The sequence below is a fragment of the Novosphingobium sp. SG754 genome, from assembly GCF_013149315.1.
Taxonomy (GTDB): domain Bacteria; phylum Pseudomonadota; class Alphaproteobacteria; order Sphingomonadales; family Sphingomonadaceae; genus Novosphingobium; species Novosphingobium capsulatum.
Genome location: NZ_JABGCC010000001.1, coordinates 460,426 through 476,348, shown reverse-complemented (window position 1 = coordinate 476,348; position 15,923 = coordinate 460,426). Strand labels below are relative to the sequence as shown.

Below are 15,923 nucleotides of genomic sequence, written 5' to 3'. Positions count from 1 at the left end.
GAGGATGGGGAGGCTAGGCCCGCTTCACTCGGTGAATGGAACGCCCGGCACCTGCTTGGCGGTGCGAATGGTAAGCGAGGTCTTGACGCTGGCCACGTTGGGCGCGGGCGTCAGCTTGCTGGTCAGGAATTCCTGGAAGCTTTGCAGATCGCGGCTGACGATCTTGAGGATGAAGTCGATCTCGCCATTGAGCATGTGGCATTCGCGCACTTCGGGCAGCGTGCGCATATGCTCTTCGAACTGGCGCAGCGATTCCTCGGCCTGGCTTTTCAGGCTGACGAGGGCAAAGACCGTGATCGCGAAACCCAGCTTGGCCGGATCGAGATCGGCATGATAGCCGCGGATGACGCCGGCCTCTTCCAGCGCGCGCACGCGGCGCAGGCAGGGCGGCGCCGTAAGGCCCACGCGCTGGGCCAGTTCCACGTTGGTTACGCGGCCCTCATCCTGAAGCTCGGCCAGCAGCCGCCTGTCAATTCCGTCCAATGTCGCCATGTTCGTGTTCTTTAGCCGCTCGACCCGCAAGATTGTGCGTCACCGCTGGCAGTGAAGCTAATATTATTAGCTCATATCGCAATTGTCCTGCAATGCAACGCACCATCACCAAAGCCGGTGCATAGTGTGGAAAAACCCGCTCCACGATGAACGGATCACCATTCACCGCATGGCGGGCGGGTTCGCCACACTTTCTTAAAAACCTGACCGATAAAGGCACAAGGATGAGTTCCGAAACGGTCCGTAACCGGCTTGCCTCTCGCCAGGCATTGCCCCATGGCAGAAGACCGCACAACAGGATGCCTTGGCGCCAGAGCGATGCCTGCCGATCTTGATCCTTCCCTGACGCCTGCGCATGCCGCAACGGCTGGCGCCGCCCTGGTGGTGGACGATCGGCTGGAAACCGTGCTGCGCACCCGCGCCGCCGGGCCGGCAGGCATGCGGGTGCAGTTCCGGCAGCTTGCCGATCTGCTGGGCCGCGTGGCGCCCGATGCCTGGGCCGCGCCGCACGATGCCGCCCTTGCCCGGCTCGATGCGCTGTTCCACGAAATCGCCACGGCGCCCGGCGGCCATGAGGGCGCCCCCGCACTGCTCGCCGGCACGCCGCTCGGCCATCCCCGCCTGGTCAGCCATTTTGCCGCGCAGGCGCCGCGCCTGGCGCTGGCCGCGATCCGCGCCGCCCGGCTTGCCGAGGCAGACTGGCTCGCGCTCGTGCCGCGCCTGCCGATCCACGCGCGCGGCTTCCTGCGCCACCGCCGCGACCTGAGCCCTGCGGTCGATGCCTTGCTCGCGCGGCTGGGTATTGATGACTTTGCGCTGTCCGCGCCGGTTGATCAGATGGCTAAGGTCGATCCGATCGTGGCGCAGGCGCCGCCAGCAGAGCCGATAGAGGCCGTTCTGCCCGAATCGCCCGCCCCGTTGCTTTCTGCCAGCGCGAGCGAGGGCATCGGCGCGATCGTGCGGCGGATCGAGGCGTTCCGCCGCGACCGTGAGGCGCGCCCCACCGGTGCCGCCAGCCCCGGCGCTCCTGCCCTGGCCACTGCGGCTGATCCGCACCCGCGCCTGCCTTTTGCCGACGAGCCACCGGCCACCGCACTGCGCCCGGAAAGCATCGCCATCGCGATCGATGCGCTCGGCACGGTGGTTGCCGCCGATGCCGATTGGGCGCCGATGCTGGTCGGCCATCGCCCCTTCACCGCGCAGCCGCATGCGCCCGCGCGGCTCGATGCGCGCAGCACCCGCGCCTTTGCCGCGCGGCTGCCGATCACCGCCGGGCTGCTCATGCTCGATGGTGCGCCGGCCGTGGCGGGCGCCTGGCAATGCGATGCCGTGCCGGTGTTCACCCGCGCTGGCGGCGCCTTTGCCGGCTATCGCGCCTGCCTGCGCCGCCCGGCCGCAAGCCTGGCCAGCGCCCCGGCTGCTGCTGAGGCGCCGGTGGCCCAGGGCGCCGATCGCCTGCGCCAGACGCTGCACGAGTTGCGCACCCCGATCAATGCGATCCAGGGCTTTGCCGAAATGATCCAGCAGCAGGTATTTGGCGCCACGCCGCACCAATACCGCAGCCTGGCCGCCAGCATCGCGGCCGATGCCGCCCGCATGCTGGCCGGGTTTGAAGATCTGGAACGGCTGGCCCGGCTGGAAACCGGCGCTGCCGAGATGCCCGCGCCCGACAGCGGCATCGATCTGGCCGCGCTGGTCAGCCGGCAGTTGGCCCAGCTCGATCCGGTGATCGGCCCACGTGAAGTGCGCCTGCGCTGGCAGCCCCCGGCAGAACCGGTACGGGTTGCAGCCCCCGCGGCCGAGCTCGAACATGCGATGTGGCGCCTGCTCGCGGTAATCGCCAGCACGGCGGCGCCGGGGGAGCGCCTGGCCATCACGTTCGCCGCGCCCGTTCCCGGCGATAGCGCGCCCACAGCCGTGCGCCTCGACCTGCCATTGCCGGCAACGCTCGCCATGCGCGACGATGCCACGCTGTTTGCCGCCGATGGCGCCCGCAGCCAGGGCGGTGGCCAACAGGCCGGCGGCCTGGGCCCTGGCGGCATGATGGGCAATGGCTTTGCCCTGCGCCTGGCGGCAGCGGAATTGCGGGCCATGGGCGGTGGCTTGCGCCGCGAAGGTGCGCGGCTGCTCGCACAGTTGCCCGCTGCTGTCTCGCCGCACGATCTTGTCGGCGGCGATAGCGCCACCCCGGCGCAGGCGGGCTGACCACGGTGCCATCGCGGCTTGGGGGCGAAGGCGAGCGCCAGGGCGCACCGGCGCGGATCACCCGCTCGCCCCCGCCCGATGCCCGCGTGCACTTTGCCCCTGAATTCGGGCAGCGTTTCGTCGTCACCGTCGACACCGAAGAGGAATTCGACTGGGCCAAGCCGTTCGAGCGTACCGGCCACGGCCTGAGCCATGTGCCGCGCCTCGCCAAGTTCCAGCAATTCTGCGAGGGGTTCGGTGTCGCCCCGATCTATCTGATCGACTATCCCATCGCCAGCGATCCGGCTGTGGGCATGGCGCTGGGCGATGCCGTTCGCCATGGCCGCGCCGAAATCGGGGTACAGCTGCATCCCTGGGTCAATCCGCCGCACCAGGAACAGCTGAACGTATTCAACAGCTTTGCCGGCAATCTGCCACCGGCACTGGAACGCGCCAAGCTGGTCAAGCTGCGCGACACGATCTCGGCCGCGTTTGGCCAAGCGCCCCGCATCTATCGCGCCGGGCGCTATGGCGTGGGGGCGGCCACGGCGCAGATCCTGGCCGAATCGGGCATCGCGATCGATACCTCGGTACGCAGCCATTTCGATTATTCCAGCCAGGGCGGCCCCGATTTCACCGCGCTGCCGCTGCATCCCTGGTGGGTCGATCGCCAGGGCGGGCTGATGGAATTGCCGCTGACCACGGTGTTTTCCGGGGTGTTGCGGCGCCAGGGGCCATGGCTGTTTCCCCGCCTGTGGCGCGTGCCGCGCCTGCGCGGGGCGATGGCGCGCGCCGGCTTGATGAACCGCGTGCCGTTCACGCCCGAAGGCGTCACTGCGGCCGAGGCCATCCGCTGCATCGACCTGACGCTGGCCGATGGCCTGCCGATCCTGGTGTTTTCGTTCCACAGCCCGTCGCTGCGCCCTGGGCACACGCCTTATGTGCGCGATGCCCGCCAGCTTGACCAGCTCTATGACTGGTGGCGCGTGGTGTTCACCCATCTGGCCTGCTGTGGCATCAAGCCTGCCAGTGTGTCTGACATCATGCAGGCCGCCCTGATCTGAAACCGCCATCGCGCTGCGCCGCATACGCTTTCTTGCCAAGTGCGCGGCAGCGCTTTAACGGCATGGGGCGCAACGGGGGCCCGTAGCTCAGTGGTTAGAGCTGGCCGCTCATAACGGCTAGGTCGCGGGTTCAAATCCTGCCGGGCCTACCACCACCCCGCGAGCATGGCGGCGCTGCATTTGCGACAGGCGCGCGACACGCGTGCCACAAATGACCCACGATCATCATCATTCTGCAAAACCGGCGTCATGCCCGTGCGCTATCGCGTTCCGAACGGAGGGCGCGTTCGATGGGCGAAGTGATCGGAATGGACAAGCGGCAGCGGCGTCTGGCCGTGCGGTTGGCGCGCGACGGCGCCGATCTCGTGGCAGTGCAGAAGCTGCGCTGGCAGGTCTTTTTCGATGAAATGGGCGCCCAGGCCCACGGCTTGCTCAGCCAGCTTGACGCTGATCCCTATGATGCGCTGTGCGATCATCTGCTGGTGATCGATGAAGACCAGCCCGGCACCACTGTGCCCGATGGCCAGGTCGTCGGCACCTATCGCCTGCTGCGCGAAAGCGTGGCGCGGGCGGCGGACGGGTTTTACAGCGCCGGCGAATTCGATCTTGGCCCGTTGATGGCTGGTGAAGGCCGTGTCGGCGGCGAACTGCTGGAACTGGGCCGGTCCTGCGTGCTGCCCGCATTCCGCACCAGCGCCACGATTTCCCTGCTGTGGCGCGGCATTGCCGACTATATCGCCGCCCATGACATCGGCCTGATGTTCGGCTGCGCCTCGTTTTCCGGCATCGATCCCGATGCCCATGCCGCCGCGCTCTCGTTGCTGGCCCACACCTGCCTGGCCCCGGCAGAACAGCGCCCGCAGGTGCGGCCCAATGCCCGCTGCGCCGTGCCGCTCGAACGCCTGCCGCGCGGCAGCTATGACGAACGCCGCGCGATGCTGGCGCTGCCCCCGCTGATCAAGGGCTATCTGCGTTGCGGCGCGCGCTTTGGCGATGGCGCGTTCATCGATCACGCGTTCAACACCGTCGATGTCTGCGTCGTCCTGCCGGTGGAACAGATCAGCCAGCGCTACGCCACCCGCTTCAGCGTGGCAGCATAATCCCCGGCTGCAACTTCGCGCTTGCACGCAACGCCCTGCAAACCTAAGGGCATGCTCGTGTCGGGGAGTAGCGCAGCCTGGTAGCGCATCTGCTTTGGGAGCAGAGGGTCGCAGGTTCGAATCCTGTCTCCCCGACCATTTCCATCATCTGACATCGCCAAGCCATACCGCCCCACGCCAGGGGCGGTAGCGGCGAGCATTCTTGCGTGAGGCGCACCGGCGCCATCGCGCCACGCCACGCCGCGCAAAACAGTACCAATCAACAACTGGTTCTTATTCACACCGCCAGCGCCGCCCCGCGCTGATTCGCGGTGCCATCGGCGTTTGCGCGTTTCACCCGCCGGAATGACAGCGCCGTCCGTCATTTTGGGCAACAATTTTTATATATAAATTTCATTCTCATAGAGAGAATATGAAACATATTGAAGACATTTCCAATTTTTTCCTGGATTCTCGAAGTGTGACATATAACATATGCATAACCAAATGGGGGTTTGGTAACAAAATGGGCCTCATCCCCAGACGGGAAAAGTTACGTGGCCGAACCGGGCTTCGGCGAGGGATCAGCGCGGTGCGCTGAAAAACTGGGGGAATGGGAATGAACGTGCGGCGCTTCCTTTTGATCGCCACAACCGCGATGGTCGCGATGCCGATTGCGGCGCAGGCGCAGACCGCTGCGGAAGGACCGGGCGAAACCGCTTCCAGCAGTTCGGGCGATGGTTCGGGCATCGTTGTCACCGGCATCCGCGCCAGCTTGCGCAACGCCATCGAGATCAAGCGCAACGCCAACTCGATCGTCGACGTGATCAGCGCCGAAGACGTTGGCAAGTTCCCGGATAGCAACGTGGCGGAATCGCTGTCGCGCCTGCCGGGCATCACCGTCGACCGTCAGTTTGGCGAAGGCGAGCAGCTGTCCATCGCCGGCGTGGAGCCCGCGCTCAACCGCCTGACGATCGACGGCCACTCGGTCGCCTCGGCCGACTGGGGCGGCAACCCGTCCGACCGTTCGAGCCGCAGCTTCAACTACTCGCTGCTTTCGCCTGCCATCATCAGCCAGGCCGTGGTGTACAAGACCCCCGAAGCCCGCCTCCAGGAAGGCGCCATCGGCGCCACCGTCGATGTCGTCACGCGCAAGCCACTCGATCTGGCTGCCAACACCATCCGCTTCAACGGCGGCTATGAATACAACGACCGCGCCAAGCGCGGCAGCTTCCGCGGCGGCGGCCTGTACAGCTGGAAGAACGCCGATGAAACCATCGGCATCCTGGCAGCGGTGAACTACGACAAGGAGCAGCTCAGCCGCGCCGGCGTGGCCGTGTACTGGTATCGTACCGGTCAGGCCCTGCTCGATAACGCGCCCGCCACCGCCACGGTCAACGGCAAGCCGATCTCGGCCCTGTCGGCCACCGAACGCGCCGATTTCTCCGACGCCCGCTTTGCCTCGTTCCTGGCGCGCGAATTCTTCAAGCAGGATCGCGAACGCCTGGGCTTCAACGGCGCGATCCAGCTCAAGCCGGCCGACAACCTCGTGCTGACCGCCACGGGCCTGGTCATTCGCGGCAACTACGACAACGTGTCGAATTCGATGTATACCTACGGGTATGAAGGCTCGCGCCTGGTTTCGGCCAAGTATGGCAACGGCCTGGTCACCGAAGCGACGTTCTCGGGCATTCCGGCTGGCCAGACCGGCGCCACCGGCCAGCTCGATACGCTCTATCGCCGCACCCGCATCAAAAACGACACCTACTCGCTGGCCTATGACTGGAAGCCGGAAGGCTGGGCGATCACCGGCAATGTCGGCTACACCCGCGCCTCGGGCGGCAAGGATCCCGAATACCTGCTCGATTTCCGCACCCAGCAGGGCTTCACCTCGGGCGCCAATGGCCGCAACACGATCGTCAACTGGGACCGCCCGGCCACCGATCCCACCAAGTGGCTCAGCAACTACACCGCGCTGGGCGGCGAAAACGTCACGGCCACCGATGGCCGCAAGTTCTTCGGCCGGCAGATCGGCGGCATTCCCACCCAGTCAGGCTTCACGGTCGACAAGGAATGGTACGGCGAAGCCAACTTCGTGCGCGACATCAACGTCGGCCCGTTCAACAAGCTGCTGTTCGGTGGCCGCTACAGTTCGCACCAGAACAGCAACACCACCTACAGCAACGCGATCTTCACCAACCAGAATTTCACGCTGGCTGATCTTGACTACAACGTGCTGAACTCGGGCCTTTACAATGGCCTGGGCACTTCGGGCAACGGTGCGCCCTATGTCGGCATGGACAAGGACGGGATCATCGCCACGCTCAAGAAGTATGGCAACTTCACCGACGATCGCGGCCTGTCCAAGGGCGATTACTGGCTGGTCAACGAGCGCATCAAGGCAGCCTATATCCAGGCCAACTTCGAAAGCGGCAAGCTGCGCGGCAACATCGGTGGCCGTTTCGTCAGCACCAGCGTGGAATCCAACTTCTACGCCCAAAGCGGCTCGACCGTGAACCTGGTGCAGTACAACAAGACCGACAACCGCTTCCTGCCTGCCCTCAACGTGATCTACGATGCCGGGCAGAGCGTGGTGCTGCGCGGTGCGGTCGCCAAGGTCATGGCGCGTCCGCGCTACTCCGACCTTGCCGGCTATCTCTCGCTCGATGACAGCACGCTGAGCGGCGGCGGCGGCAACCCCGACCTCAAGCCCTACCTCGCGACCAACTTCGGTCTTTCGGCCGAGTGGTACTTCGCCCCGTCCAGCTTCCTCTCGGGCGAAGTGTTCTACCGCGATATCAGCAACTACGTCGGCAACGAAACCCTCGACACCACGCTGACCAACCCGATCACCGGCCAGACCCGCACCTATGCGATCTCGCGCCCGGTCAACGGCGGCAAGGCAACCGTCACCGGTTTCTCGCTCTCGGGCAATACCAACCTGATCTGGGGCTTCGGCATCCAGGCCGCCTACACGTTTGCCGATGCAGACACGCAGGCGTCCACCGGCCTGCCGTTCCTGTCGCGCAACACGATCCAGATCTCGCCCTACTATGAAAACGGGCCGTTCCAGGCGCGGGTCAGCTACAACCGTCGCTCGAAGTACTTCTACCGCTTCGGCCGCCAGCAGTCGCAGGACTATACCGACGCCTATCGCCAGCTCGATGCGCAGATCTCGTTCGCGATCAACGATCACGTGCAGGTGACGGCCACCGCATCCAACCTGCTGGACGAAACCTATTACCAGTACAGCTCCGATCCCAAGGCGCCCACGTCGGTCTACAAGAATGGCCGCGTGTTCTCCGCCAGCGTGACCGGGCGCTTCTAAGACCCTGAAAGCCACAACCCTCCCGTGGCCCTACCCAAAATTGGGCCCGCTTCCTGAAAGGGAAGCGGGCCTTTTTTGTGGGAGATTTTTCCGGGGGCCGATCAGCCAGCGTTGAGTTCGGCTACCACGTCATAGGCATCGCCCCGGTAATAGGACTGGGTATATTCCACCGCGCGTCCATCGCCCAGGAACCCGCGCCGCTCGATCAGCAGGCCGGCGTGGCCGGTTTCCACCCCCAGGCGCCGCGCCTGCTCCCCGGGAAACGGCATCGCGCGCAGCCGTTGCAGCGCGCGCACCGGGCGGTTGCCCTCGGCTTCCAGCGCGGCATAGAGCGAATCCTTGACGGCATCGATCCCGGCCAGGCAATCGGCGGCAATGGTCGAGGTTTCGAAGGCCATCGGCACGTCATCGGCAAAGCGCAGGCGTTGGAAGCGATAGACCTGCCGCCCCGGCGACAGGCCCAGCGAGAGCGATTCCTCGGGCGTGACCAGCCCGGCCGAGCGCGACAGCCATTCGCTGCTCGGCTTGCGGCCCCGCGCCAGCATGTCTTCGGAAAACGACGAGAGCTTGGAAAAGCTCTTTTCCACGCGCGCGGCCACATAGGTGCCCGAACCACGCCGGCGCACCACCAGGCCTTCCTGCGCCAAGCCATCGATCGCCTTGCGCACGGTAATGCGCGACACGCCATATTCGAGAGCCAGATCCCGTTCGGCCGGGATCATGTCATCCTGGGTCAAGACCTTGGTCTCGATCGCCTGGCGCACCAATTGCTGAAGCTGCAAATAGAGTGGCGCGCGCAGATCTTCGCGCAATCGACCAACTCTCTGCACGAAAGACATCATGTTCGCCTCGAAACCACGCGCTCGTATTATTCGGCCAGACTAGAGTACCGACCCTTTCGAGACAACTGGCATCATAGGTTACATATTGGGCCGTACCGCCACGCAAAAGCCGCGCCAGGCGCAAAGGCCCGGCGCGGCTTGCATGCTGCGCATAATTGAAGCGCCAGCCCGGTTCAGGGCGCGGCGACGACCACCTGGCGCTGGGTGCCAAGCTTTTCGATGCCCAGTTCCACCACATCGCCCACGTCGAGGAACACCTGCGGGTTGAGGCCCAGGCCCACGCCGGCGGGCGTGCCGGTGGTGATGATATCGCCGGGCTGGAAGCTCATGAACTGCGACATGTAGCTGAGCAGGAAGGCCGGCTTGTACACCATGGTGCGGGTCGATCCGTCCTGGTAGCGCTTGCCGTTGACTTCGAGCCACATCGCCAGTTCGCCAGGATCGCCCACTTCATCGGCGGTCACCAGCCACGGGCCGATCGGGCCAAAGCTGTCGCAGCCCTTGCCCTTCATCCACTGGCCGTGGCGCTCGATCTGAAATGCCCGTTCCGACACGTCGTGGCACACGAAATAGCCGGCGATCGCGGCGCGTGCGGTGTCCTCGTCGGCATAGCTGACATGGCTGCCCACCACGAACGCCAGTTCCACTTCCCAATCGAGCTTGGTGCTGCCGCGCGGCTTGATAACCGGATCGTTCGGCCCGCAGATCGCGCTGGTCGCCTTCATGAACGCGACCGGCTCGGGCGGCACGGTAGCGCCGGTTTCGGCGGCATGGTCGGAATAGTTGAGGCCGATGCACACGAACTTGCCCACGCCGGCCACGCACGGCCCCAGGCGGCCAGGCTGCTCCACCGCCGGCAGCGTAGCGGGATCGATCGCGCGCAACTGGTCGAGCACGGCGGGCGAGAGCGTATCGCCGGCAATGTCGGCGACTACGCCGGACAGGTCACGCACCACTCCCTGGGCATCGAGCAGGCCGGGGCGTTCTGCCCCCGGGTTTCCAAAACGCAGCAACTTCATGCTTGGTCCTTTGTGTCTAGATGATCGGCCAGATTGAAAATGCGATGGGCCGCCAACCATTTCACCCCTGGCGGGGCGGCGTCCAGCGGCTTTTGCAACGGGTCCATGGTGCGCTCCCACGCATGTGAGTCAGCGCTGGCTACGCGATCTGTGGCGGGGGCATCGCCGGTGGTTTCGGTAATCATCACCAGGCGATCGACCACGCGATAGATTTCCATCACGCGCACGCCCGATCCGACAATGTCGGAAAGCACGCCAGCCGGCACGCGGCCCGGCTGGTGCCAGGCATCATAGGCGGCGGCCACACCTGCGTCTGCCAGGTCGAGCAGGAAAACCTCGCGCATGTCAGCCTCTTTCCTGTGCCACGGCGCGGGCCGCCTGTGTGCCAAACCATGCCACCACCAGGAAGCTGGCCAGCGGCACGACCATGCCGGTCTTGAGCGAATGGAGATGATCGCCGATCAGCCCGACCAGCGGCGGGAACACCGCCCCGCCAATGATCGCCATGATCAATAGCGAGGAACCCAGCTTGGTCTTGCTGCCCAGGCCAGAGACCCCCAGGGCAAAGATCGTGGGAAACATGATCGACATGAAGAAGCTCGAGAGCCCCAGCGCGATCACCGCCGTCCACCCGCTCGCCATGATAGCCACGGCACACAGCCCCGCCGCGATCACCGCAAACAGCGTGAGCAGCCGCACCGGCGGCACCCGCTTCATCAGCGCGGTGCCGGCAAAGCGCCCGGCCATGAACGCCATCAGGCTATAGCCCAGCAGATGCGCCGCCTGCATTTCGCCGATGCGCGTGGCATCCTGGGCAAAGTTGATGAAATAGCTCCAGATCGAAACCTGCGCGCCCACGTAAAAGAATTGCGCGACCACCGCCTTGCGCAGCAAGGGCGCGGCGGCAAGGCTGCCGCCCTCCCCCTGCGCCGGCTCGTCCACAGCGGGAAACCGCGTCAGCCGCACCACCAGCGCCAGGAACAGCACCAGCAGGCCAAGGCCAAGGTAGGGCAGTTGCACCGCCAACGCTTCTTGGGTGCGATAGGCCGCCACTTGCGCCGGGGCCATTGCCGCCAACTGCGCCGGCGTGCGCTCCACCCCCGAAAAGATCAGCGCCCCGCCCACGAACGGCGCCACGAACGCACCCAGCCCGTTGAAACTTTGCGCCAGATTGAGCCGCCGTGCCGCCGTGCTGGCCGGCCCCATCACCGTGATCAACGGATTAGCCGCCGTTTCCAGGAAAGCCAGGCCGGCTGCAATGATATAGAGCGCGCCCAGGAAAAAGCCGAACGCCTGGACATGCGCGGCCGGCCAGAACAGCAGCGCGCCCAGGGCATAGAGCACCAGCCCGATCAACAGCCCGTTGCGATAGCCCACGCGGTTCATCACCCACCCCGCCGGCAGGGCAAAGGTGAAATAGCCGAAATAGAACGCGGTCTGCACCAGGCCTGACTGCATCCGCGTGAGATCGAGCGCCTTTTGAAACTGCTTGATCAGGATATCGTTGAAATTGTTAGCCAGGGCCCAGAGGAAAAACATCGAGCAGACCACGGCAAAGGCCACCCGCGCGCCGCGTGCCACCAGGGGCAGTGCGCGCTGGGTGTCCGCAGATGCACGGTCGGCAGGGCCACTTTCTTCCTGCTCGCTCAAGCCGATGGTGATCGGGGCCATGGTAACCTCTCGTTGGATTATGTTCTGGTTTGCAGGGGGCGGCAGCGTCGCTGCGGGCGATCAGCTGTTGGCCCAGCCGCCATCGATGATTTGGCACTGGCCGGTGGTAAAGGCAGCGGCATCGCTGGCGAGGTAGAGCGCGAGCGCGGCGATTTCAGCCGGATCGCCAATGCGTCCCATCGGCTGGCGCGCCTTGAACGCGGCCATGGCAGCATCGAAATCGCCGGTGGCGGCAAGGCGCTGTTCCAGCGAGGGGGAATGCACGGTGCCCGGGCAAATCGCGTTGCAGCGGATGCCCTGCTGCACGAAATCGGCGGCCACCGCCTTGGTCAGCCCGACCACCGCCGCCTTGCTGGCGCCATAGGCAAAGCGATTGGGCACGCCGATCACCGATCCGGCGACAGAGGCCATGTTGATGATCGACCCGCCACCGCGCGCGATCATGCCAGGCAGCAGCGCGCGGATCAGGCGGAACATCGCCGTGACGTTGAGATCAAAGGCAAAGGCCCAGTCCTCGTCGCTGCAGTCCAGGATCGTGCCACCGTGCACCACGCCGGCGCAGTTGAACACGATGTCAAAGCCGTCTTCCTGCGCGGTAAGCGCGGTGATGGCGGCGGCATCGGTCACGTCGAGCACGGCGGTGCGGCAGCCGGGCAGCCCTTCCAGCGCGGCAGGATTGCGATCGAGTGCCAGCACATCTGCCCCGGCATCGCGAAAGGCTTCGGCACTGGCGCGGCCGATCCCCTGGCCCGCGCCAGTCACGATCGCGCGCTTGCCGGTAAGGTCGAACGGGTGATGCGTCATGTCAGGGCTCCTGCACGGTGGGCCAGCGGCAGGCATCCCGGACCGCTCGGCTCGAATTGCTTGTAGGTGAGAATGAATTCCTGGTGGCCCAGCGCTTCTGATCGGGTCTGCGCCCCGGCAGCGACGGCCACCACCTGATCAAAGATCTCGGTGCCCACCTCGTCCAGCGTGGCCTTGCCATGCAGGATGCGCCCGGCGTCCACGTCCATGTCTTCGGCCAGGCGGGCATAGGTTTCGGGATTGGCGCAAACCTTGATCACCGGGGAAACCGCCGATCCCACCACCGAACCGCGCCCGGTGGTGAACAGGATCAGGTGGCAGCCCGAGGCGATCATCTCGACGATTTCGGCATTGTCGGAAATGTTGGGAAAGCCAAAGCGCACCTCGCCATCGGGCACAACGTCCATAAGGTAAAGCCCCGGCCCGCCGGTCCGCTCGCCCGGGCGGATCAGCCCGGAAATGGGCGAGGCGCCCGACTTGGAATAGGCGCCGAGCGACTTTTCCTCCTGGGTGGTCAGCCCGCCATCGGCATTGCCGGGGGCAAAGCTGCCATAGCCCAGCGTGGCATAATAGCGGGCGGCCTTGGCCACGCAGGCCTCGATCTCGTCACCCAGTTCCGGCGTCACCGCGCGCGCGGCCATGACCTGCTCGCAGCCGATCAGCTCGCCGGTTTCCTCGAAGATGCAGGTGGCACCCTCGGCCACCAGCATATCGAAACAGCGGCCTACCGCCGGATTGGCAGTGATGCCGCTGGTGCCGTCAGACCCGCCGCAGATCGTGCCGACCACCAGTTCCGACACGGCCATCGGCACGCGCGGGGCCTGTTCGGCCGCGGCGCGCAGGCGGGCGACCGCTTCCCGGCCGGCATCGATCGTGGCGCGGGTCCCGCCGGCCTGCTGGATCACCACGGTTTCCACCGGCCGGCCGCTGGCCGCGACCTGCGCAGCCAGGGTCTGGCGGTCAAAGCCTTCGCAGCCCAGCGAAATCACCAGCACGCCGCCCACATTGGGGTGGGTGGCAATCGCCGCCATCATCTGCGCGGCATAGCTGTTGGGATAGCAGCCGGGAAAGCCGGCCAGTTGCACATCGGGATCGTCGATCGCGCTGACGATGCGCCGCGCCACATGGTGCGCGCATTCCACCAGATAGGCGACCAGCACGACATTGCGCACGCCCTTGCGCCCATCGGCACGCAGGAAACCCTGGATGGGGTGATGCTGCATCACTTGCTGCCTTTCGTGCTGGCATCGCGGCCATGGGCGGGAATGTAATCGCTCGCCAGGTTGTGGGAATGAACGTGGCCGCCGCGCGGGGTCGCTGCCTTGATGCTGCCGATCGGCGCGCCATAGCGCAGCACCTTGTCGCCCACCGCCAGGTCATGGCGGGCAATCTTGTGGCCCAGCGGCACGGCCTGGGGCAGCGGCACCCCCATGCCATCGATCGTCACGATCTCGCCCAGCGCGGCATCGCGAATACACACCAGCACATTGTCTGCCGGGTCCAGCAGCAGGAACGCTTCCTGCGCCGGCTCAACTTGTGGCGAGACCATAAAACCCAACCCCGTTGTGCAGGAAAACCTGCGCCTGTTCCGTTTCATTGAAACCCGAAAGCAGCCGGCGGCACTGCGCCAGCCAGTCGTGATAGTCCCCGGCCAGATGCAGCACCGGCCAATCGCTGCCCCAGATCACGCGATCCGGGCCAAAGCAGGCCATGACCTGATCGACATAGGGGGCGATAGCGGCATCGTCGGTCTGGCCGCCGGCTTCGGTCCACAGGCCAGACAGCTTGCACCAGACATTGCCATGGCCAGACAGCGCGGCCAGATCGCGCGCCCACGTGGCGTGGCCGTTCCCAGCAATATCCGGCTTGCCCGCATGATCGAGCGCGATGCGCAAGGTAGGATGGCGCGCGGCCAGTTCGGCGATCACCGGCAGTTGCGGCGCCCGCACCAGCGCATCGAGGCACAGCCCATGCCGGGCCATGGCATCGAGGCCATCGGCCACCTCGGCGCGCAAGATCCAGCGCGGATCGTCGAGCCCCTGCAACATCGGGCGCAAGCCCTTGAGCAGCGGTTCCTGCGCCAAAGCGGCAATCTGGACGGGCGCATCGGGCGCGGAGAGATCGGCCCAGCCGACCACGCCGCGCACCAGCGGATGATCCTGCGCCAGGCGCAGCAGCCACGCGGTTTCGGCGCGATCGGGCGCGGCTTGCACAAGTATGGTGCCCCAAACCGCTGCGTCTGCAGGAAAATCGCTCGGCAGAAAATCGCGATGAATCGGCGCGAGATCGGCCGTGGGCCAATCGGCAAACGGATTGGCCAGTGCCCAGAAATGCTGGTGGCCATCCAGGATCATGCCAGGGCGCCCTGCCCACGTTCGGCAACTGGCACTGGTGCTGCGGGATCGAGCAGCCCTTGCGCCACCAGGTCGGCCCACAGCGCCGGCGGGATCGGCGTTGCCGCCAGGGCAAGGGCGCTGTGCACCTCGGCGGCGCTGGCCAGGCCCGGCAGCACGGCGGCCACCGCCGGATGCGCCTGGGGAAAGGCCAGCGCGGCAGCCGCCAGGCTCACCCCGTGAGCCTCACAGACCGCCTCGATCCGCGCCACGCGGTCCACCACGGCGGCCGGCGCGGGGGCATAGTTGTAATAGAACGGGCCAGGGCCACGCGTGCCGCTAGCCAGGATGCCGCTGTTGAACACCCCACCCAGCAGCACTTTGGCGCCATGATCCAGGCATTGCGGCAGGAAGGTATGCAGCGCCTCCTGCTCCAGCAGGGTATAGCGGCCGGCCAGCAGGAAACGGTCCCAGCGCCCGATCGCCATGGCCGCCAGGCACACGTCCCACTCGTTCACGCCCAGCCCGATTGCGCCCACCACGCCTGCCTCGCGCAGCTGCGCCAGCGCGCGATAGCCACCCTCGGCCAGGTCGCGAAAATGGCGGGCGGCGTCTTCGCCGTGGGTCACTTCGCCAATATCGTGCACCAGCAGGATATCGATGCGGTCCAGCCCCAGCCGATCAAGGCTGTTTTCAAAGGCGCGCATCACCCCGTCATAGGAATAATCGAACCGCACGCGGTAGGGCAGCGGGTCGGCAAAGCCATGGCGTTCGGCCGCGCCTTCCAGCGAGGCATCGTATTCCAGCAGGCGGCCGACCTTGGTCGATATCACATAGTCGGCGCGCGGCTTGCCGCGCAGAAACCCGCCCAGTCGCTGTTCGGAAAGGCCCAGGCCATAATAGGGCGCGGTGTCGAACAGGCGGATGCCGCCATCCCATGCCGCAGCCAGCGTCGCGCGCGCCTGGTCATCGGGGATGGCGCGATAGAGATTGCCCAGCGCTGCGCCGCCAAATCCCAGCATCCCGCCCAAACTCCCACCGCCGCGCCATGGTGGCCAGCTCGTTCCTCTCACATACAAAAATAGCTTTCATATTTGCAAGGGCGAT

General features: G+C 65.8%; 14 protein-coding genes and 2 tRNA genes. 6 read left to right on the top strand and 10 right to left on the bottom strand.

Annotated elements, in window-relative coordinates; translation table 11 throughout:
- Window positions 1-24: 24 nt before the first annotated feature.
- Window positions 25-492 (bottom strand): Lrp/AsnC family transcriptional regulator, encoded by a 468-nt coding sequence (locus tag FHW97_RS02180; RefSeq protein WP_054130649.1) that lies wholly within the window; start codon window positions 490-492, stop codon window positions 25-27.
- A 318-nt stretch (window positions 493-810) separates the two neighbouring features.
- Between FHW97_RS02180 and FHW97_RS02175 the strand changes: the two genes are divergently transcribed.
- The 6 genes from FHW97_RS02175 to FHW97_RS02150 all read left to right on the top strand — a co-directional run bounded on the left by FHW97_RS02175 (window position 811) and on the right by FHW97_RS02150 (window position 8,147).
- Entirely contained in the window at window positions 811-2,697 is a 1,887-nt protein-coding gene (locus FHW97_RS02175; RefSeq protein WP_171797870.1) for a sensor histidine kinase KdpD, read from the top strand.
- Window positions 2,698-2,753: 56 nt separating this feature from the next.
- Window positions 2,754-3,740: a polysaccharide deacetylase family protein gene (locus FHW97_RS02170; RefSeq protein WP_171798186.1), complete on the top strand. Its 987-nt coding sequence runs from the start codon at window positions 2,754-2,756 to the stop codon at window positions 3,738-3,740.
- Window positions 3,741-3,816: 76 nt separating this feature from the next.
- Window positions 3,817-3,892 (top strand) — tRNA-Ile (locus FHW97_RS02165).
- A gap of 138 nt (window positions 3,893-4,030) precedes the next feature.
- Complete coding sequence (locus FHW97_RS02160; RefSeq protein ID WP_253941525.1) at window positions 4,031-4,840, top strand: GNAT family N-acetyltransferase; 810 nt, start codon at window positions 4,031-4,033, stop codon at window positions 4,838-4,840.
- 61 nt (window positions 4,841-4,901) lie between these two features.
- Window positions 4,902-4,978 (top strand) — tRNA-Pro (locus FHW97_RS02155).
- Between the two features lie 460 nt (window positions 4,979-5,438).
- Complete coding sequence (locus FHW97_RS02150) at window positions 5,439-8,147, top strand: TonB-dependent receptor (RefSeq protein WP_171797869.1); 2,709 nt, start codon at window positions 5,439-5,441, stop codon at window positions 8,145-8,147.
- 101 nt (window positions 8,148-8,248) lie between these two features.
- Here FHW97_RS02150 and FHW97_RS02145 read toward each other — a convergent pair whose 3' ends face one another.
- The 9 genes from FHW97_RS02145 to FHW97_RS02105 all read right to left on the bottom strand — a co-directional run bounded on the left by FHW97_RS02145 (window position 8,249) and on the right by FHW97_RS02105 (window position 15,838).
- Window positions 8,249-8,986: a GntR family transcriptional regulator gene (locus tag FHW97_RS02145; RefSeq protein ID WP_028657496.1), complete on the bottom strand. Its 738-nt coding sequence runs from the start codon at window positions 8,984-8,986 to the stop codon at window positions 8,249-8,251.
- 176 nt (window positions 8,987-9,162) lie between these two features.
- Window positions 9,163-10,008 (bottom strand): fumarylacetoacetate hydrolase family protein, encoded by an 846-nt coding sequence (locus FHW97_RS02140; RefSeq protein ID WP_022674981.1) that lies wholly within the window; start codon window positions 10,006-10,008, stop codon window positions 9,163-9,165.
- Window positions 10,005-10,352, bottom strand: a complete 348-nt coding sequence (locus tag FHW97_RS02135; protein WP_171797868.1) for an L-rhamnose mutarotase — start codon at window positions 10,350-10,352, stop codon at window positions 10,005-10,007. Before FHW97_RS02135 ends, FHW97_RS02140 begins: the two co-directional genes overlap by 4 nt.
- Window position 10,353: 1 nt before the next feature.
- On the bottom strand, window positions 10,354-11,679 hold the full coding sequence (gene fucP, locus FHW97_RS02130) for an L-fucose:H+ symporter permease (protein ID WP_171797867.1): 1,326 nt from the start codon (window positions 11,677-11,679) through the stop codon (window positions 10,354-10,356).
- Between the two features lie 60 nt (window positions 11,680-11,739).
- On the bottom strand, window positions 11,740-12,483 hold the full coding sequence (locus FHW97_RS02125; protein WP_171797866.1) for an SDR family oxidoreductase: 744 nt from the start codon (window positions 12,481-12,483) through the stop codon (window positions 11,740-11,742).
- Entirely contained in the window at window positions 12,480-13,706 is a 1,227-nt protein-coding gene (locus FHW97_RS02120) for a UxaA family hydrolase (RefSeq protein ID WP_169041981.1), read from the bottom strand. The genes FHW97_RS02125 and FHW97_RS02120 overlap by 4 nt, the downstream gene beginning before the upstream one ends.
- On the bottom strand, window positions 13,706-14,032 hold the full coding sequence (locus tag FHW97_RS02115; protein ID WP_022674976.1) for a UxaA family hydrolase: 327 nt from the start codon (window positions 14,030-14,032) through the stop codon (window positions 13,706-13,708). The genes FHW97_RS02120 and FHW97_RS02115 overlap by 1 nt, the downstream gene beginning before the upstream one ends.
- Window positions 14,013-14,837 (bottom strand): amidohydrolase, encoded by an 825-nt coding sequence (locus FHW97_RS02110; RefSeq protein WP_171797865.1) that lies wholly within the window; start codon window positions 14,835-14,837, stop codon window positions 14,013-14,015. Before FHW97_RS02110 ends, FHW97_RS02115 begins: the two co-directional genes overlap by 20 nt.
- Complete coding sequence (locus FHW97_RS02105; RefSeq protein WP_168351593.1) at window positions 14,834-15,838, bottom strand: aldo/keto reductase; 1,005 nt, start codon at window positions 15,836-15,838, stop codon at window positions 14,834-14,836. The genes FHW97_RS02110 and FHW97_RS02105 overlap by 4 nt, the downstream gene beginning before the upstream one ends.
- Window positions 15,839-15,923 lie beyond the last annotated feature (85 nt).